The sequence below is a fragment of the Lawsonella clevelandensis genome (assembly GCF_003241315.1).
Taxonomy (GTDB): Bacteria; Actinomycetota; Actinomycetes; order Mycobacteriales; family Mycobacteriaceae; genus Lawsonella; species Lawsonella clevelandensis_A.
Genome location: NZ_QFOZ01000007.1, coordinates 23,973 through 42,161, shown reverse-complemented (window position 1 = coordinate 42,161; position 18,189 = coordinate 23,973). Strand labels below are relative to the sequence as shown.

Here is an 18,189-nt window from a genome sequence, read left to right as displayed (position 1 = left end):
TATGGGCTTTTTCCTGCGGAAAACCAATTAGAAAAGAGTAGCGAGCTGGTCCAGAATGCGCATCGCTACGCCCCGTTTCGACATGCGCGGAATTTCCTTTACTGTGACACTGTCTGTGCTTTTTCCTGCGCTATTCTCTGTACCTTTTTCTGTGCCGCCGCGCCCCAGCAGCCAACCGGCGTTGGTGGGCTGCCCGAATGTTGTGTGGAACCCTACTTCATTCACCATGAGCAGGTCGCAGCCTTTGCGGGCGAATTTTTCGCGCCCTAACTGCAGCACTGTGTGGGTGGCGTCGCCGGTTTCTGCCGCGAATCCGACGGTGACCAGATTGGGGTGACTGCGGGTGAGGCTGGCCAGAATATCCGGGTTGCGGGTGAGGGCAATGCTATCGGGTTCGCTGTCTGTGCCCTTTTTCAATTTGGTGGTGGCAGTGTCGGTGGGGCGGAAGTCTGCTACGGCGGCGGCCATAATGACCGCGTCAACGGGTTCCGTCTCTACAAGGGTGGTGAGTTTATCCTGCAGGTCGAGGGCGCTGGTGACGGTCTCTACCTGGACGCCGGCTGGCAGGTAGGGCAGGTCATGGGCGCCGAGGAGGAGGGTGACGTGGGCGCCGCGTTGAGCAGCGCAGGCGGCGAGGGCGGCGCCTTGTTGGCCGGAGGATCTGTTCCCAATGTAGCGGACGGGGTCGATGGCCTCCCGCGTACCACCAGCAGTGATGATGATGTGGCGCCCAACCAGATCACGGGGCATAAGCTCACGAGGCATAAGATCGGCGCGCGCAGCGGCCCGGCTGCGCTCTCCTACCTGACTGCGTTCTTTGGCCTGGCCATGCCCTTCTGCCGGGCTGTGCTGACTGCGCTGACTGTACTCTTCAGCCAGCTTTTGTCCTTCAAGGAGCGAGTAGGCCATGTCCACAATGTCGGCGGGTTCGGGGAGTCGCCCGGCGCCAGAGTCTGGCCCGGTGAGGCGCCCCACGGCGGGTTCCATGACGGTGTAGCCATGCTCGCGGAGAGTATCAACGTTGCGTTGGACCAGGCTGTTTTCCCACATTTGGGTGTGCATGGCGGGGGCCAGGAGGATGGGGCAGGTGGCCATGAGGAGGGTGGTGGTGAGCATGTCGCTGGCGGCGCCGGCGGCGATGCGGGAGAGGAAATCCGCGGTGGTGGGGACAACAACAACAAGGTCTGCTTGGGAGCCGACCGTGACGTGCCGTACTTGCGGTATGTCGGTGAAAACACTGCTAGTGACGGGTTGCCCGGTGAGGGCTTCGAGGGTGGCGGTGCCAATGAATTGGGCGGCGGCAGGGGTGGGGATGGCGGTGACGGTGTGGCCGGCTTTGGTGAACTCACGAATGACCATGCAGGCTTTGTAGGCGGCTATTCCTCCACCTACGCCGACGACAATATTTTTGTGCCCACCGGAGTGCGCGTCGGAGTGTGCCTCGGTGTATGTCTCGGAGTGTGCGTCAGGGTGCGTGTCAGAGCTTGTGCCGGGGTTTGCACTGGGGTTTGCGCCGGGGTTGGTGTGCGACATGTTCTGTCCTGCTGCTGCCATGTACCTATTCTATGCGGATACGTGCGCAGGGGTTGAGAATGTGTTGTTGCCCCATTTTAACTGGCCTTTTTGGGGAAAGGTGGCAGACTTGTAAGCATGCAAACTCGCGTTTCTACACTTGCTCAATGGAAGCAGGAGGGCCACAAGTGGGCCATGTTGACTGCTTACGACTATTCCACTGCCCGTGCTTTTGCGGAGGCTGAGATTCCCGTCCTGCTGGTGGGGGATTCTGCCGCGAATGTGGTGTACGGCTATGACACCACTACGCAGGTGAGCCTGGATGAGATGATTTTCTTGACGCGGAGTGTGGTGCGGGGTGCCCCGCAGGCGCTTGTGGTGGCTGATCTGCCGTTTGGCACTTATGAGGCCTCTGACGAGCAGGCCATTATGACATCGTCTCGGGTAATGCGTGAATCGGGTGCCCAGATGGTGAAGCTGGAGGGCGGTGTGCGCATGGCTGACCGAATCCGCGCTTTGGTGAAGGCGGGTATTCCGGTGATGGCTCATATTGGTTTCACCCCCCAGTCTGTTCATAAACTGGGCGGTTTTAAGGTGCAGGGCCGTGGTGATAGTGCGCAGCAGCTTATAGAAGATGCTCTAGCTGTGCAGGAGGCGGGGGCCAGTGCGGTTGTGCTGGAGATGGTACCGCGGGATCTGGCGAAAGAGGTTACCGAGAAGCTGGATATTCCGACGGTCGGTATTGGTGCCGGCCCGGATACCGATGCGCAAGTGCTGGTGTGGTACGACGCTATGGCGGTGCCGCAAGATGGCCGCCGCCCCCGTTTCGTGAAGGTGTTTGCTGAGGTGGGCGAGGCTATGACGGAGGCTGCCCGCACCTACCGCCAGGAGGTGGAGGCGGGGCAGTTCCCGTCAGATGAGCACTGCTTCTAATGAGCTCTGCTTCTCACAAGCACCGTGGCTAGCAACCGCTGTGCTTAGCGGTCGTTGGCGGTGGCCATGCGGTCGCCGGACATGGAGGGGACGGCGCGGGGTGCGGCCACGCTGGATTCCAGGGCAACGCCTTCCCGGAAGCTCTTGCGTTCCTTCTGCTCGGACTGCTTGCCCTTGTTGAAGGATTTGACGGGGCGGAAGTAGCCCATGACACGGGTCCATACTTCGCACTCCACCGGCTCCCATTCGGCTTCCAGCTGCTCGGCGGTCTTCTTCACTGGTTTGCCGGCGGCTTCGGCGGCGCGGGCAGCGGCCACTTCGGCGTCGTGGTCGGCTTGGCACTTGGGGCAGTACTGGTGTTCGCCGGAGATGTAGCCGTATTTGGGGCTGATGGAGAAGGTGGGGGTGATGGTGATGTAGGGGATGTGGAAGGCGGTGAGGCTGCGCCGAACGAGTTCGCGGCAGGTCTTGGCGTCGCTTACTCGTTCACCCATGTAGAGGTGGAGGACGGTGCCGCCGGTGTACATGGACTGCAGGTCTTCCTGCTGTTCGAGGGCTTCGAAGGGGTCATCGGTGTAGCCGACGGGCAGCATGGAGGAGTTCGTGTAGTAGGGGGCGTCCTCGAATCCGGCCTGGATGATGTCGGGGAAGCGTTTCTTGTCCTCGCGGGCGAAGCGGTAGCAGGCGCCTTCGGCGGGGGTGGCTTCCAGGTTGTAGAGGTGGCCTGTTTCTTCCTGGAAGTCGACGAGGCGGGTGCGCACGTGGTCGAGGAGTTGGACGGCCATTTCGTGGCCGACGACGGTGGAGATGTCTTCTGTGTCGTCGGTGAAGTTGCGCACCATTTCGTTGACGCCGTTTACGCCGATGGTGGAGAAGTGGTTGTCGAGGCTGGCTAGGTACCGTTTGGTGTAGGGGTAGAGGCCGCGGTCGATGAGTTCGTCCACTTTGACGCGTTTCCGCTCGAGGGTGTCTTTGCCGAGTTCCATGAGTTCGTCGACGCGGGCGAGGAGGCCTTTCCAGTCGCCTTTGTGCTGGTAGCCGAGGCGGGCACAGTTGAGGGTGACGACGCCGATGGAGCCGGTTTGTTCGGCGGATCCGAAGAGTCCGTTGCCGCGTTTCAGTAGTTCGCGGAGGTCGAGTTGGAGGCGGCAGCACATGGAGCGGATCATGCCGGGGTCCAGGTCGGAGTTGATGAAGTTCTGGAAGTAGGGCAGGCCGTATTTGGCGGTCATTTCAAACAGTGGCTCAACGATGGGGGCTTCCCAGTCGAAGTTTTTGCCAATGTTGTAGGTGGGGATGGGGAAGGTGAAGACGCGGCCGTCGGCGTCGCCCTCCGTCATGACCTCAATGAAGGCCCGGTTGATGAGGGTCATTTCGTCCTGTAGGTCCCCGTAGGTGAAGTCGACGGGTTCGCCGCCGATGAAGGGTACTTGTGGGGCGAGGTCGGCGGGGCATTGGAGGTCGAAGGTGAGGTTGGTGAAGGGGGTTTGGGTGCCCCAGCGGCTGGGGACGTTGAGGTTGAAGATGAGTTCCTGCATCTGCTGTTTGACGTCCTCATAGGTGAGGTTGTCGAGGCGGACGAAGGGGGCCATGTAGGTGTCGAAGGAGCTGAAGGCTTGTGCGCCGGCCCACTCGTTTTGGAGGGTGCCGAGGAAGTTGACGATCTGCCCGCAGGCGGTGGAGAAGTGCTTGGGTGGGAGGGAGGCGACGGTGCCGGGGACGCCGTTGAAGCCTTCTTCCAGGAGTTGGCGGAGGGACCAGCCGGCGCAGTAGCCGGCGAGCATGTCGAGGTCGTGGATGTGGATGGAGCCGTCGCGGTGGGCTTCTCCGGCGGCGGGGCTGTAGACGTTACTGAGCCAGTAGTTGGCGACGACCTTGCCGGAGGTGTTGAGCATCATGCCGCCCAGGGAGTAGTCCTGGTTTGCGTTGGCATTAACACGCCAGTCGCTGCGGTCGAGGTATTCATCAACAGTGGAGGTGACGTCGACGATGGGCCTGGGGGTGGAATCAGTGTTCGCCATGACGGTTCCTTAGCGTCCTTCCGAGACAGTATTTTCTTTATGCTTCTCTTCGTATCCAACGATGTGTAGCCATTACTTAGTGTTACCTAACTAATGATGCGCTAGCGGTTTTAAACTTACTCGAAAGGTGTGTCGTTTTTTGCACTATATAGGGTTTTAAAAATTTTTTTACCACTACATATAGTGTCTTACGGGGCATAGTCGCAGGTTTTCATAAACATCAATGACAGCCATTGTGGTGATACAGATCACAATTACATTTTTGTCATTGGTGTGTCGGAAAAAAGACTCTGGATATACATTTCTGCATTGTCCTTTACTATGTTCTTGACAGGAAAGGACGCCCCGCATGTCTTTCTCACCGCCATCATCACGGCAGTAAGTCTTACAACAGCTACAGCACCGTCAAGTTTTGCGGCAACGACCACGGCCAATTCTCACTCAGTCGGCTCTGCCTGCTCGTAGCTATGTGCTGAAGTTGTCTACTCGGGTTCCTGATCAGCCGCCTCTTGTGGGTGGCAAGTTCCTGGAGATGGACCTCGCGGACCTGATAGACACCGATGATGATGAAACTCTGAAGATACGTAATCTTGTTATGAATGAGGGTCTAACTTCTAATCAAGTGCTTCTGAAGCATCCTGAGTTGCTGCACCGTCATCGTGATGTGGATCGTATGTATCAAGCTCAGCAGTCTCGTGTTGGCCGTGGTTATCGTAAGGATCTTGAGGTTCACTACCTTTATGGCCTGCCGGGTGTTGGGAAGACGCATATGGTGTACAACAGCGTCGATGACATGGATACTATTTACCGGGTCTCTGACTATGAGCATCCGTTTGATGAGTATTCGAATGAGCCAGTATTGCTTCTGGATGAGTTCTCTGGTCAGATGAAGTTCGAGACGTTTCTCCAGGCGATTGATATCTATCCGACTCGTTTGTCGGCTCGCTATCACAACAAGCGTGCAAATTGGCATGTAGTGTGGTTGGTGTCTAATCTGTCGCTGAAGAAGTTGCCGTGGTATTCTAGCTCTGCTGTGTCGAAGGCTCAGTGGAATGCGCTATGTCGGCGTTTGACCTCGTATCGGCGAATGGAGTTGGATCGTACCCTAACGGACTTGGAACTTCCTGTGTATTCCCTGGCTGAGGTATTTGCTGAGGATTCTGATTTGGCTGCTCATCCTTCTCTGTGCAGCTAATATAAGTTAGCGAATCGGCCCGCCGTGTTCTGTGCCCTTTGCTTTCTCTTTCATGCCCCCCTTGTTGTGCAGCTAGATAGGTGAAGGAAGCGGCCCGCTGTGTAGTGAATACTGGCTTTACTTGTGGCCGGTTTAGTTCAGTAACAAGAACAATCTAATATTTACCGTTCCAAGATGGCCCGAAAATTCGCGAGCTTGCTCGCGCGGTCGGGGGTCCTAGGGGGTACGACCGGTCCGTACCCCCTATTGGAATAGTTTGGAATAGTTTGCTGATTCGAAAATCTTTTTTCTCTCTAAGCGTAATTTGCTGGGTTGATTTCTGCCCTAGTATGTTTTAGAGAACAAAGTGAACGGATGCGATATTCGTTTATTGACTTGCGGTGGATGTTTTCAGTTCTCCGCATTCACCGCAGGTCCTGGACTTTGGAGAACTGAGTAAGGAGAATCTAATGAAACTCGAGGTTGTAGCTGAGTCGCTGAATTCTAAGGTGAAGTTCATGTCGTTGGGTAATAAGCCTGCGGACGAGTTGAAGCCGAAGGCTCGTAATGGTGAGCCGGTGATGTCTGAGACTGGTAAGGCCCTGTACTCGGTGTTCGCGTTGCAAGCATGGGATGTTACCAGGAACGACAAGATGCGTGGTGATGTTTACCTCTCCCTGGAGGAGCCGATCGATCTTGAGCGGTTCTCTGTTTATGAGGTGTATGGCCGCGTGTGGGTTAACCAATTCTCGATTAATGGGTGTCCTGGCATGTCTATCGAGGCCCAGACGTTGATTCCTGTATCCGTCGACTGAATAACTAAATAATGATGTGTGGGGGTCAGCACTGTACTGGCCCCCTACTGCAATGTTCTAGTAAGGAGAACTGATATGTTTACTGCTGAAGAACTTGAAGCTAAGTCAGAAGAAGGTAAGCGGCAAAATCCTATTGCGTGGCTGCTTGGTCGCGGCATTGGTTTGCTATTTCTTGGTGTGTGGCGTTTTGTGCGTCTGTTTTGGTCGTCGCTGCTGTATTTGCTGGTAGCCCGATTTTTCTAGGCTGCGATTCCGTCGTGGGGAGGCCCACTTGTTGCTGTTCTATGGCTTGTTGTGCCAATGATTGTGCCGCAGACTCGCCGGTACTCGTTTATTATTCGCGATTGGACTGCATACCGTGCTCGAGTAGCTGAGCGTGAAGCTGTCGCTGCTGCTAATGAGCTGTTGGGCATGATGGGGCTTATTGTACCTGCCGATTCCCAGTCAGCCCTGCCCCAGAAGGATGCTTCCACGGATCTAGATGCTCTAGCGGTATCCCGTCATACTCCGCACTATGTGGCTATTGGCGATTCCTACACAACAGCCTCTTTTGACCCTGCTGACCTCTGGGAACCGTGTATCCGTAACGTCGTCGACTACCCCCACCTAGTTGCCGCCACAACTGGTTTACCGCTAGTGGAACCGGCCTGCATTGGTGCTACTGGATCCGGCTACTGGTACCCCTCCCGAGTAAAAGGCACGCATGTCACGGTGAAAGCCGCCTACCGCGACAAACTCAACAAGCACACTGCCTTAGCCACCATTAACCTGGGCCTTAATGACATAATGCTGGCATACCACATGAAACTTGTCCGGGAATGTTTCGCCGCTGCCTACACGAACACTAACCGCCGCCACAGTGCCTGCCAGGATCGTATTGATAAAACATACCGTTCCCTCATTGCGTTTCTTCCCCTGGAATTGGAAGGTATCTACCGCGACGCTAAAGAACGCATTTCCCCCAATGGCATGGTCATAGCCATCGGCTATGCGGAAATGTTTACCCCCGGTGGACCCTGCTGGGACAATGTTCTCATTGGGCCTGCTGACCGCGCCTACATTAACCATGTATTCAAGGGAATCAACCGGGCAGTTCGTCTTGCTGCACACAAAGCCCATGTGTATTCCTATATTCCCGGAGACCACCAGATACGTCTTACTTCAACGTGTGGGCTTCCTTTCCTCCGTTGGGCAAGCTCCACTGGTTTCCCAGAAGTTACTTATCCTATGCACCCCACTTTCGCGGCGGCTGTCACTACTGCATACGCTGTAAGCAAAATCTATCTATCTAAATACCCACGTCATTCGCGGTTAACAAGCAGTGACATAGCTCCTCGTGAATAGATACCAGCTTTTCTAACAGGTAGTATGGATTAATAATGCAACACGTTGATATTTCATGCAGTGCTATCTCCTGTATTGCAATGCACCAGGCACAAGCACTACGGCACGTATGAATCTCCCTATCAGCGTATAGAGCACTCTAGAAGGGATGCCCCGGATGAAACCCGCACGAGTTTTCGCCGGCCTAACTGCCAGCACCATTCTTACTGCCAGCCTTGCCCTCACCCCGCAAGCCGTCGCCGACCCCACTACTCCCACCTCAGGCGACGATACTGGTACTGCCCCCACTAGCCCCTACAACTATGCGGCTATTGGAGACTCCGCCACTGTGGCAGGCTCCTGGTTCCATCCAGAAAAAAACCTCTGCGGACGCAACAAAAAGGACTACCCTGCCATCACAGCGTCCGGAACCGGCCTGCAGCTTAACGAAGCTGCCTGCTACAACGCCACCAGTAAAAACTTCCAGTGGACGCAACCAGCTGGCTTCGGAAACTCCCCCAACTCTCCCCAAATTAAAGCTATCAACAAGAAAACCCGCCTTATCACTATCCAACTAGGATTACGCGATATTGTTGGCGCTGGCCCCACCTCCCTCTTCTCCAAGTGCGCCGCGTCCTGGGGCAAACAGTATGCTAGTATGGCGTCCGGAAAACTGACAGAACTGACCGGCGGCCCCTGCCGAGATCGCTACGAGAAGTCCACTCTGGAAAAATTCGATGGTCTAGAAAGCCATCTCGCTGCCCTATACACCGCAGCGAAAGCCCACGCCGGCGGGAATGCTCTTGTTGTTGCCATCGGTTATATGCCCATCTTCAACGGCACAAATACATGTTGGGACGGCGCTTTTATTCCCCCACGAGATCGCGATTTCTACAATACGATCTACGATAAACTTAACCGCACTATCCGCCAGGCAGCCCGCACAGCCGGTATTTACTCTTTGGTTGTATCAAAGAACCTTGCTGTTCGTTCCGCTTGTGGTGCCCCTGGCATGCGCTTCACCACGTTTAGTGGTGTACCCGAGGCCTCCTACCCCATGGGGCCCACCGTTAACGGCCAAGCCCACATTGCCGCCACCCTTGAGCAAATGTGGAAAGACTGGAAGAGCACACACTCTTCCCTCTAGCCCCTAGCCGTACCTCCAGCCCCTATTAACCCCGACCCTGTTTACTATTTGCTATTTACTGAACACCGCGGTTACTCAATACTGCATTGATGCTGCATTGGCGTGATACTGACACTATTCTGCTGCTGTTCTGTTGCTGCCGCATAGCGCTAACACGACGCCACCGCCACTAACTCAGTAACTCAATAATTACGTAGCACTGTCGCATACCCATAAGGATCCCGGACATGACCAATGCCCACTCCTTGCCACTGCCCTCACGGCGACTCCGCCGTACCCTTGCCGCTGGCGCCAGCGCACTCCTCCTCGCCGGAAGCCTCACTACCCTCACCGGCTGCGGCAACGACAATAACGCCACCCCCGCCGGTGTCATTCGCGTCTACGGGTCCGAACCACAACACCCCCTCATTCCCACCAACACAAACGAAGTAGGCGGCGGGGACATTCTCCTCTACCTCTTCAGCGGCCTTATCCGCTACGACAACGACGGGAAAATGGTGCTGGCCCACGCCAAGTCTATTAAGGCGAACAGCAACTCCACTAAGTTCACCATCACTCTGAAACCCGGCTGGACCTTCAGCAACGGTGAACCCGTGACCGCGCAAAGCTATGTAGACGCCTGGAACTATGGTGCGTGCGGTAAAAACATGCAACTCAACCAGAGTTTCTTCAGCACCATTGACGGCTACGAGGACGTCATCCCCGAAGACAACACCGATTGTCATATGCGCGGCCTCACCGTCACAAGCCCGCTGAGCTTTACCGTTACTCTCAACCAGCCAGAGGCAGGTTTCCCACTCCGCCTCGGACATATTCCCTATATGCCACTGCCCCGCATCGCCTACAAAGACATAAAGTCTTTCGGCGAACATCCCATCGGCAATGGCCCATACAAGCTGGTAGACGGTAAAGCTTGGCTTCATAACGACCGTGTCCTCGCAGAAGTAAACCCCCGCTACAAAGGCGACCTCACCCCCCACAACAAAGGTATCTGGTGGATCTTCTACACCAGCCTCGACACCGCCTACGCAGACCTCCTCGGCGGCCAACTCGATACCATCGGCAACACCGTCGGCTCCACCGCCCTACCGAACTTCCAAACCGACTTCCCCACCAGCTACAACAACAAACCCACCGCCAGCTCCAGTGCCTTCGTCATCCCCGAATGGCTCCCCCACTTCCAAGGTGAAGAAGGCCGCCTGCGCCGCGCCGCCATCTCCATGTCCATCAACCGCCCACTCATTACGGACAAAATCTTCTTCGGCACCCGCACCCCCGCCAAAGAATTCACCTCCCCCACCCTGGGCGATGTTGACCTCAATGTGCCTGGCAATGACGTCCTCACCTACAACCCGGACAAAGCCCGGAAACTCTGGAAGCAAGCCAACAGCATAAAACCCTGGAATGACACTTTCCAGATTGGCTACAATGCCGACGGTGGCAACCAGCAGTGGGTCGATGCTGTCTGTAACAACCTCCACCAAGTGTTGGGGATCACCGCCTATGGCAAGGCCTACCCCACCTTCAAACAGTTCCGCGACGAAATCACCCAACGCACCATTAAGATCGCCTTCCGCTCCGGCTGGGCAGGCGACTACCCCTCCGTCTACAACTTCCTCCAACCCCTCTACATGACGGGCGCCTCCTCCAACGACGGCAACTACTCCTCCCCCGCATTCGATAAGCTCATCTCCCAGGCCGCGGCCGCGTCCTCCATCAACGAATCAAAGAAGTTCTACCGCAAAGCCCAAGCCATCCTCATGCGGGACCTCCCAGCTATTCCCCTGTGGTATCCCAACGCCTCCACCGCCTGGAACCCCGAGCTGAAAGGTGTCCACATCATGTGGAATGGCTACCCCAACTACACGCTTATCGAAAAGCCCACACCCGTCAAGGAGAAATAAACATGGGCTGGTACATCGTTAAACGCATCGGGCAAATGATCCCCGTCTTCTTCGGCGCCACCCTCCTCATCTACGCCATGGTGTTCCTCACCCCCGGCGACCCAGTAGCTGCCCTCGCCGGCGACAAGCCCCTCACCCCCGAGCTGGTCAAAGCCCTCCGCGACCAATACCACCTGAACGACCCGTTCATCGTCCAGTACGGGCTCTACCTGAAAGGCATCTTCACCGGGGACTTCGGCACCACCTTCAGCGGCCGCCCCGTCATTGATGAAATCTCCCGCGCCTTCCCCATCACCGTGGAACTGGCCCTCATGGCACTCGTCATCGAAACAGTTTTCGGCATTGGCTTCGGCGTAATAGCGGGACTGAAAAAAGGCGGCTGGTTCGACTCCACCCTCCTGGTGCTCTCCCTCATCATCATCGCCGTCCCCACCTTCGTCCTCGGCTTCGTAGCCCGCTACCTCTTCGGCATCAAATGGGGCGTAGTACCACCCACCGTGGGAGGAAACCCCAGCTTCGTCAACCTCCTTCTCCCCGCCTTCGTGCTGGGCATGGTGTCCTTCGCCTACGTGTTACGTCTCACCCGCTCCAGTGTTTCTGAAGTGATGGAGGCTGACTACGTGCGCACCGCCACCGCCAAAGGCCTCAGCCGCCCCAGAGTGATCTTTCACCACATTCTCCGCAACTCCCTCATACCGGTTGTCACCTTCATCGGCACTGACCTAGCCGGACTCATGGGCGGCGCCATCGTCACCGAAGGCATCTTCAACGTGCCCGGCATCGGCGGCCTGGTCTACCACGCCGTCATGCTCGGTGAAGCCCCCACCGTGGTCTCCATCGTGACCCTCCTGGTCCTCATCTACATGGTGGCCAACCTGCTGATCGACCTCCTCTACGCCGCCCTCGACCCGAGGATCCGCTATGCCTAAAGACAACACCCCCACAACCGCTACCACTGCCGCTGCTGCTGTCAGTACTACTGCTGCCGGCATTGTCGATACCGTCGACCAGACTGTGCCCGACACCCCACCCGCCGGCATGTGGACAGAAGCCTGGCGCCGCCTCCGCCGCCGCCCCCTCTTCTGGATCTCCGTCACCATCATTCTGCTGGTCCTCCTAGTAGCGGCCTTCCCCAGCCTCTTCACCAGCGTGGACCCCGCCGAAGCGGACCTCCTCAACTCCCTCGAAGGCGCCAAACCCGGCCACCCCTTCGGCTTCACCCAGCAAGGCTACGACGTCTACGCGCGCGTCATCTACGGTGCCCGCGCCTCCGTCATCGTCGGCATCGCGGTAACATTCTTCGTCACCCTCATCGGTATCCTCATGGGTGCCCTAGCCGGCTACTACGGTGGTTTCCTGGACTCGCTACTGAGCCGCATCACCGACATTTTCTTCGCCATTCCCCTACTGCTCGCCGGCATCGTCCTCATGCAGCTTTTCCCGCAGCGCAACATCGGCACCGTCATTCTGGTGCTGTCCGTATTCGGCTGGTCGCAGATGGCTCGCGTGGTGCGCGGCGCCGTCATCACCGTAAAAAACAATGACTATGTGCTGGCCGCGCGGGCGGTGGGAAAATCCCGCATGTCTATCCTCTTCACACACGTGTTACCCAACTGTCTGGCCCCCATCATCGTCATGGCCACTACTTCGCTGGGTGTGTTCATTGTGGCGGAAGCGACGCTCTCCTTCCTCGGTATTGGTCTTCCCCCCACCACTATTAGCTGGGGTAACGACATTTCCGTCGCCCAGCAGACACTCCGCCAAGCCCCTTTCACACTCTTCTGGCCTTCCTTCGCCCTCGCCCTCACCGTCCTGGGCTTCATCCTGCTCGGTGACGCACTGAAAGACGCTCTGGACCCGAAAGAACAACACCGCGGACGGAAGGGATAAGCCATGGATAACCGCACGCCCCTCCTCGAGGTAAAAGACCTCAACATTGCTTTCGGCTCCGGCAAGAACCCCATACCCACCGTCCACGACGCCAACTTCCAGATTTACCCTGGGGAAACCGTCGCCATTGTGGGTGAGTCCGGCTCTGGTAAATCCACCACTGCCCGCGCCATCATTGACCTCCTGCCCGCCACCGGGCATGTCACAAGCGGCTCCATCGTCTTCCAAGGCGAAGAGCTGGTGGGTGCTAGCGACAAGCAAATGTCGGCTATCCGCGGCCGCAAGATTGGCCTGGTTCCCCAGGACCCCATGACCAACCTCAACCCCGTGTGGACCATCGGCCAACAGATTACCGAAGCACTGGCCGCCAACCATATCGCTAAAGGTAAAGCCGCCAAAGCCCGCGCCTGCGAACTGCTTGCCGAGGCCGGCATGCCGGAACCGGAAAAACACTTCAACCAGTACCCGCACGAGTTCTCCGGCGGCATGTGCCAGCGCGCCCTTATCGCCATTGGTTTACATGCCCGCCCGGCGCTCCTCATCGCCGACGAACCCACCTCTGCCCTGGACGTTACGGTGCAGAAGCAGATCCTGGACCACCTGGAGGGGCTCATTGAGAACCTCGACACCGCGGTGCTCCTCATCACCCACGATTTGGGTCTTGCTGCCGAACGCGCCACCCGCGTCATCGTTATGCAACATGGGCATATTGTGGAGCAGGGGCCGTCGCGGGAAATCCTTACTAACCCACAGCATCCTTACACGAAGAAACTCATTGCGGCCGCCCCCAGTTTGGCAGCGCAGCGCTCCGAGACCAGACACCACAAATCCTCCGATAGTGGCCTCACTCTGCTGCAGGTGAAGGGTGTAACGAAGCGATTTTTGCTACCTAGTTCCCGGCCGTGGAAGAAAGAGTACTTTACCGCCGTCAACAATGTGGACCTGTCCATCAAGCAGATGCACACCACCGCCATTGTGGGCGAATCCGGCTCCGGTAAATCTACCCTGGCGAAAATGATGCTGGGTCTGCTGGACCCCACAGAGGGGGAAGTGACCTATGAGGGTAAACCCATCCGTAAGATGCGCCGCGATGCAGAATTGAACTTCCGCAAGCGCGTACAGCCGGTGTTCCAGAATCCTTACGGCACCCTGGACCCCATGTGGTCGGTGTTCAACATTATTGAGGAGCCGCTCAAGGTCCACCATTTGGGCGATAAGAAAACACGTGCCCGGCGCGTCAGTGAGATTATGGACCGGGTGGCACTACCCCAGTCCATGCTGCGCCGCTACCCCATGGAATTATCGGGTGGTCAACAGCAGCGTATCGCTATTGCTCGTGCTCTTGTGTTGGAGCCGGAGCTCATTATTTGTGATGAGGCTGTCTCCGCTCTGGATGTGTTGGTGCAGGCGCAGATTCTGGAATTGTTGAATGAGCTGCAGAGGGATCTGGGCCTCACCTACGTGTTCATCACCCACGATTTGGCGGTGGTGAAGCAGATCGCTGACGATGTGGTGGTTATGCGCAATGGTGCCATTGTGGAGCGGGGAGAAACAGACGAACTGTTCGCCCACCCGCAGCAGGAGTACACACAACGGCTACTGGATGCTATCCCGGGTGCCAAGATCCTCGGCTAGTGTTTACCATTCTTAACGTATTTGTGTGTTCTTAATGTGTAGCTCGTGCAGATAGAAGCAGGGCTGGCCGCTGGTCGTGTTGCTGGGGTAATCTCAGGCTATGATGAATCGTCGTTTTACCGCCACCAGCCTTGTTGTTCTAGCCTCCGCTGCTCTCCTAGCGGGCTGCCACTCTTCTGACTCCACCGACACTACCGATTCCAGCACTACTACCCCATCCAGCTCCCTCTCCAGCCCCACTAAAAACCCCACTGATAAGCACTCTGCACGTATTCCGGCTGCTGCAGCACAGAACGGCGTCACCCATAAGTGTGGTGTAGTGGAGGGGCAGGGCACTCTCTATGTGAAGGAGAGCACTGTGCCGTGTACGGAGGCCAAGGGCATCATCAATATTTATTTGCGTGATTCCAGCATTAAGCATGAGGGGAATGCGAGTGTTGCGCATTTAGGTGACTGGACGTGCTCCACTAGCACTGCTGCTGTAGCGAAGAGCGATGGCTATTCCCTGTCGTGTACACGTAGCAGGGATCCGGAAATGATTGTGATTCCTTTCTAATAGGTTTTCACAATGTGCCGCGCTAGTTCGATGTGCCAGCGGATAGTGGGGTGGAGCATTTCACTGCCTTCGACAATAGCATATCCAGCTATGTAACGATAGTAGGGTATGCCGCAGGCTGAGCGGAGGAGAGTGTTTTCTCCTTCTCCTACTTGGTAGTAAGGAATATGCGCCCGTTCAGCAGCGTTGCGTGCTGCGTTATTAAGACTCACGATGAGCTCGTCAACGAGTTTCCGGGTTTGGAAGCCTAGAATGATCCCATCCCAGCAAGGGCCTCCGCCGTTAAACATCTGGTTGTACCCTACAGCCACTATTTTTGCTGAGGGGTGGGAGCGACGAACGGCATCCTTGTATATTCCTTCATAAACTGCTTCAAGGTAGGGTTCGACTGTGCGAAACCGCGCGTGGATGGCGCTGGTGCACTGCATTTCTGTACGTCCGTGGAGACGGTCGTACCAACAGAAGAGACGGAGGAACTCGTTGAGGCCTAATTGAATAGTGGCCAGACGTGTATCTTCGTCGATGGCATCTCTCATGGGGCTTTTGTAAATGCCCGTTTTCTTATCTGCGCTAGTTCTTACTAGGCGAGAGTGTAGCCAATAAGAGTTAAGGCCAGCCCCAGCACAGGAAGTGTTACGGAGCGAGAGCTTTGTGCCGACAGCAATCATTTCTGGGTAGCCTAAGCGATTACGCCAGCAGGGATCCATACGTATTGTGCCGATGAGTGAACTTCCTGGCCAGGAATCTCCTACTGCGACATAGTTTGGTTTTCCGGCACTGAGGGGGTTAATGGTGTCGATAAGTTCTTGGACGACTGGTGGTGCGATACTGGTTACTTCACTGGGGTCAGTGCTAGTTGATGCGTCTATGTCGTGCTTTCCCCAATGGGGTTCAACGGGAAGTTTTGCTATGGCATTGTGAAGGGCTGTGAGACTATCCTTTCCCGCTTTTACTGACTCTTCATCACGCCAGTTTGTTACATGTACTGGGGTGACGGTATGCGAAGTGGGAGCGGCATTAGCTGCAGTGGGTGCGAGCAGTGATGAAACGAGGAGAATCCCTACTGCAATGCCGGTAACGCATTTATAAAGGTGCTTGGCGGGGCGAATAATCATGGATGCCAGTATAACTTATTGATAATTTCCTCTTATTTATGACGCACCAACGTGTGAATGACAAAAAGCTGCCCTCCCGGCTAGATGCGGGGAGGGCAGCTTTTTGAGGGTCAGTGCTTATTTAGTTGTTTATTTAGTTTTGTTAGCTGGGGTGCTTTGTGGAGTGTCGAATACGCGGTGACGTTGGGGAACGTCCTTCTCGTATTTCTTCCACCTCTTATCCTTATGGATGGGGTTGGAAACCTTCTTGTTGATAATCGGAATGGTGATGGTGGTGTCGGCAGGCATGGTGTAGGTGCCGTGCTTTTCAGCGAGCTTGGCGTCCTTCTCGATCATGTCAGTGCTGCGAGTCCAATCAGAGGCAATTGGGTCATTAACGCGGCAGACGGAGCGGACAACACCATGGACTACCGGGTGTACATAATCCGGGTAGAAGAAGAGTAGCGGAACGAAGTTCGGCACAACATCGAGCTTCCAATCAGGGAGACCGAGGATCTTGTAGCCAATACCGCAGAGCTTCCCCGGTATACCTGCTGCCTTGTCTATGCCTATTTTTTCTACTAGGCCGAACCCGCTCTTGGCAGCTTTTGTCACGATTGCGATAGCGACCTTAGAGCCAAGGACAGGTATGAGGTTGAACGGCAATGCTAGCGGTAAGCTAGCAATACCGGCGAGTGCACCGACGGCGATAGCTGGTTTAAGGCTGGTAACCGCGCCTACCACGCCTAGTGGCTTACCCAGAATCTCTGCAGGTTTGCACACTACGCTCTTTGCGGAGGGGACAGTGGGGATAAGGACGGGGAAAGCCTTTTGAACAGCATCGGTGACGATCTTATCGCCTACATTGATGACGAGGATCTTCCACATGATGGTGGTGATCTTCTCAGCAATGTGGGTGGTAAGGGTGTAGATGTTCATTTCGTCTTCAACGGTGAGGTCACCGAGGGTGATCCAGGTGAAGGCGCGCTTGTCCTTGAAGGAGGTTGCGGTGGAGGCAATGTAGGTGATGGTGGGGTTATCGATCTTTTCGATGATGCCACCGATCTGGTCGGCACGAACCGGTATGGTGCCCTGGTTGATCTTAATGATTTCCAGCTGGTTCAGGTAGAACTTGGTGGCCATGTAGAAGAGTGTCTGGAACTCGGGGCGAACCTGCTTGCTCATTCCGCTGATGACCTCATTTGAGATTTCGCGGAGGGTGTACTCGCTGAGCGGGCGGCAGGATTCGCTAGCAACGCCAAGGCCGTCAACAACCTTCTGAATGTTCACACCCATCTTGCCGGGGAGTCCTTTGGCGTTGGGGTTGTGGTTGTAGGCGTTGGGGTGAGAGTTGGAGTTCTTCTTGGAGATGCAGTTTTCCTGCATTGCGTTCTGGACGAATCCACCAATTGCCTGAATCATCTTGGGGGCGTACTTCGCTACAAGCTTGGCACCACCAAAGGTAGAGATGTGGAAGATATGCAGGAAGCTGATAACGAGTCCCTTCGGCATAACTTCCGACCAAAGCTGGAGGGGAATGCCTCCGAAGTAGAGAACGGTGAGGACGCTTTCAATAGCTTCGTTAAGGGTGATGTCCTGAAGGTTGACGGTGTCCTTCCAGCCGTTGTTGCGACCTTTCATGATGCTGCTGACGACGAGGTCTACAACGTGGTCGTCAACTTCGCGAGAGGGACCGCCGATCTGGGAGGCTGGGGTGTTCACCAGGAGCCGGCTGATCTGCATATGTCCTAAACGATCACCGTATTTGCGGGCATTATCCTCAAATTTTTTCTGTTGTTCTGGATGACCTGCAAATGTGCCGGAGATGGCATCAACAGTGAGGTTAAAAACTCCACCAAGAGTGAGTTCATCGGAGGTTTCACAGTAGGCATTCTGCGCAGAAGCACTGGACTGGAGCGCTGGTGCGGCAGCAGCTGCAGGAACCGGAGCGGCAACTGCCGGAGCTGCAAGTGCTACTGCTGTCACCAGAGACAAGATTGTCGTAGCACAGCGAGACACAGGCATGTTCCTTTCGGGAAGACTATGAAGGGGTTAAAAGGGTTAGACGTGTAGACCAAAGGTATACCCATACAAGTCTAGGATGTTGATACTTTTTCGTTAAAGAATTGAGATATTATTTTTGTGATATTTACCATTTAATAACTATATAACCTGCAAATTTATA

The 18,189-nt window shown here is 55.8% G+C and carries 15 protein-coding genes; 11 read left to right on the top strand and 4 right to left on the bottom strand.

Annotation, left to right across the window (positions count from 1 at the left end):
- Window positions 1-27: 27 nt before the first annotated feature.
- Window positions 28-1,554: a phosphopantothenate--cysteine ligase family flavoprotein gene (locus DI579_RS05275; RefSeq protein WP_303678848.1), complete on the bottom strand. Its 1,527-nt coding sequence runs from the start codon at window positions 1,552-1,554 to the stop codon at window positions 28-30.
- 96 nt (window positions 1,555-1,650) lie between these two features.
- Between DI579_RS05275 and panB the strand changes: the two genes are divergently transcribed.
- A complete protein-coding gene (panB, locus tag DI579_RS05270) occupies window positions 1,651-2,445 on the top strand; it encodes a 3-methyl-2-oxobutanoate hydroxymethyltransferase (protein ID WP_290598743.1) in 795 nt (264 codons plus the stop codon).
- Window positions 2,446-2,489: 44 nt separating this feature from the next.
- On the opposite strand, the gene DI579_RS05265 is transcribed toward panB, so the two are convergent.
- Window positions 2,490-4,466 (bottom strand): ribonucleoside triphosphate reductase, encoded by a 1,977-nt coding sequence (locus DI579_RS05265; RefSeq protein ID WP_303678847.1) that lies wholly within the window; start codon window positions 4,464-4,466, stop codon window positions 2,490-2,492.
- A gap of 412 nt (window positions 4,467-4,878) precedes the next feature.
- On the opposite strand from DI579_RS05265, the gene DI579_RS05260 reads away from it, so the two are divergent.
- The 10 genes from DI579_RS05260 to DI579_RS05215 all read left to right on the top strand — a co-directional run bounded on the left by DI579_RS05260 (window position 4,879) and on the right by DI579_RS05215 (window position 14,910).
- Window positions 4,879-5,661, top strand: coding sequence for a hypothetical protein (locus DI579_RS05260; protein ID WP_303678846.1), 783 nt, complete (start codon window positions 4,879-4,881; stop codon window positions 5,659-5,661).
- Between the two features lie 497 nt (window positions 5,662-6,158).
- Window positions 6,159-6,455 (top strand): hypothetical protein, encoded by a 297-nt coding sequence (locus tag DI579_RS05255; protein WP_303678844.1) that lies wholly within the window; start codon window positions 6,159-6,161, stop codon window positions 6,453-6,455.
- Window positions 6,456-6,530: 75 nt separating this feature from the next.
- Window positions 6,531-6,698 carry a hypothetical protein gene (locus DI579_RS05250; RefSeq protein WP_303678843.1) on the top strand — a complete coding sequence of 56 codons (168 nt, stop codon included), beginning with the start codon at window positions 6,531-6,533 and terminating at the stop codon, window positions 6,696-6,698.
- 57 nt (window positions 6,699-6,755) lie between these two features.
- Window positions 6,756-7,799, top strand: a complete 1,044-nt coding sequence (locus tag DI579_RS05245; protein WP_303678842.1) for a GDSL-type esterase/lipase family protein — start codon at window positions 6,756-6,758, stop codon at window positions 7,797-7,799.
- 157 nt (window positions 7,800-7,956) lie between these two features.
- Window positions 7,957-8,925, top strand: coding sequence for a GDSL-type esterase/lipase family protein (locus tag DI579_RS05240; RefSeq protein WP_303678841.1), 969 nt, complete (start codon window positions 7,957-7,959; stop codon window positions 8,923-8,925).
- Between the two features lie 227 nt (window positions 8,926-9,152).
- The gene (locus tag DI579_RS05235) at window positions 9,153-10,829 is read left to right on the top strand and encodes an ABC transporter substrate-binding protein (protein WP_303678840.1); all 1,677 of its coding nucleotides are present in this window, start codon (window positions 9,153-9,155) and stop codon (window positions 10,827-10,829) included.
- A gap of 2 nt (window positions 10,830-10,831) precedes the next feature.
- On the top strand, window positions 10,832-11,758 hold the full coding sequence (locus DI579_RS05230; RefSeq protein ID WP_290598644.1) for an ABC transporter permease: 927 nt from the start codon (window positions 10,832-10,834) through the stop codon (window positions 11,756-11,758).
- Window positions 11,751-12,719: an ABC transporter permease gene (locus tag DI579_RS05225; RefSeq protein WP_290598645.1), complete on the top strand. Its 969-nt coding sequence runs from the start codon at window positions 11,751-11,753 to the stop codon at window positions 12,717-12,719. The genes DI579_RS05230 and DI579_RS05225 overlap by 8 nt, the downstream gene beginning before the upstream one ends.
- Before the next feature lie 3 nt (window positions 12,720-12,722).
- On the top strand, window positions 12,723-14,354 hold the full coding sequence (locus DI579_RS05220) for an ABC transporter ATP-binding protein (protein WP_303678839.1): 1,632 nt from the start codon (window positions 12,723-12,725) through the stop codon (window positions 14,352-14,354).
- 100 nt (window positions 14,355-14,454) lie between these two features.
- Window positions 14,455-14,910, top strand: coding sequence for a hypothetical protein (locus DI579_RS05215; protein WP_290598647.1), 456 nt, complete (start codon window positions 14,455-14,457; stop codon window positions 14,908-14,910).
- On the opposite strand, the gene DI579_RS05210 is transcribed toward DI579_RS05215, so the two are convergent.
- Together DI579_RS05210 and DI579_RS05205 are read right to left on the bottom strand one after the other, a co-directional pair.
- A complete protein-coding gene (locus DI579_RS05210; protein ID WP_290598649.1) occupies window positions 14,907-16,025 on the bottom strand; it encodes a hypothetical protein in 1,119 nt (372 codons plus the stop codon). The two genes, DI579_RS05215 and DI579_RS05210, sit on opposite strands and share 4 nt — an antisense overlap.
- 129 nt (window positions 16,026-16,154) lie before the next feature.
- Window positions 16,155-18,023: a hypothetical protein gene (locus DI579_RS05205; protein WP_303678838.1), complete on the bottom strand. Its 1,869-nt coding sequence runs from the start codon at window positions 18,021-18,023 to the stop codon at window positions 16,155-16,157.
- Window positions 18,024-18,189: the final 166 nt, after the last annotated feature.

What these genes read in the sequence shown, in the direction of transcription:
- DI579_RS05255 (WP_303678844.1), top strand. Translation starts at nt 6,159, where the DNA reads ATGTCGTTGGGTAATAAGCCTGCGGACGAGTTGAAGCCGAAGGCTCGT.
- DI579_RS05240 (WP_303678841.1), top strand. Translation starts at nt 7,957, where the DNA reads ATGAAACCCGCACGAGTTTTCGCCGGCCTAACTGCCAGCACCATTCTT.
- DI579_RS05225 (WP_290598645.1), top strand. Translation starts at nt 11,751, where the DNA reads ATGCCTAAAGACAACACCCCCACAACCGCTACCACTGCCGCTGCTGCT.
- DI579_RS05215 (WP_290598647.1), top strand. Translation starts at nt 14,455, where the DNA reads ATGATGAATCGTCGTTTTACCGCCACCAGCCTTGTTGTTCTAGCCTCC.
- DI579_RS05210 (WP_290598649.1), bottom strand. Translation starts at nt 16,025, where the DNA reads ATGATTATTCGCCCCGCCAAGCACCTTTATAAATGCGTTACCGGCATT.
- DI579_RS05220 (WP_303678839.1), top strand. Translation starts at nt 12,723, where the DNA reads ATGGATAACCGCACGCCCCTCCTCGAGGTAAAAGACCTCAACATTGCT.
- DI579_RS05275 (WP_303678848.1), bottom strand. Translation starts at nt 1,554, where the DNA reads ATGGCAGCAGCAGGACAGAACATGTCGCACACCAACCCCGGCGCAAAC.
- DI579_RS05230 (WP_290598644.1), top strand. Translation starts at nt 10,832, where the DNA reads ATGGGCTGGTACATCGTTAAACGCATCGGGCAAATGATCCCCGTCTTC.
- panB (WP_290598743.1), top strand. Translation starts at nt 1,651, where the DNA reads ATGCAAACTCGCGTTTCTACACTTGCTCAATGGAAGCAGGAGGGCCAC.
- DI579_RS05235 (WP_303678840.1), top strand. Translation starts at nt 9,153, where the DNA reads ATGACCAATGCCCACTCCTTGCCACTGCCCTCACGGCGACTCCGCCGT.
- DI579_RS05250 (WP_303678843.1), top strand. Translation starts at nt 6,531, where the DNA reads ATGTTTACTGCTGAAGAACTTGAAGCTAAGTCAGAAGAAGGTAAGCGG.
- DI579_RS05245 (WP_303678842.1), top strand. Translation starts at nt 6,756, where the DNA reads ATGATTGTGCCGCAGACTCGCCGGTACTCGTTTATTATTCGCGATTGG.
- DI579_RS05265 (WP_303678847.1), bottom strand. Translation starts at nt 4,466, where the DNA reads ATGGCGAACACTGATTCCACCCCCAGGCCCATCGTCGACGTCACCTCC.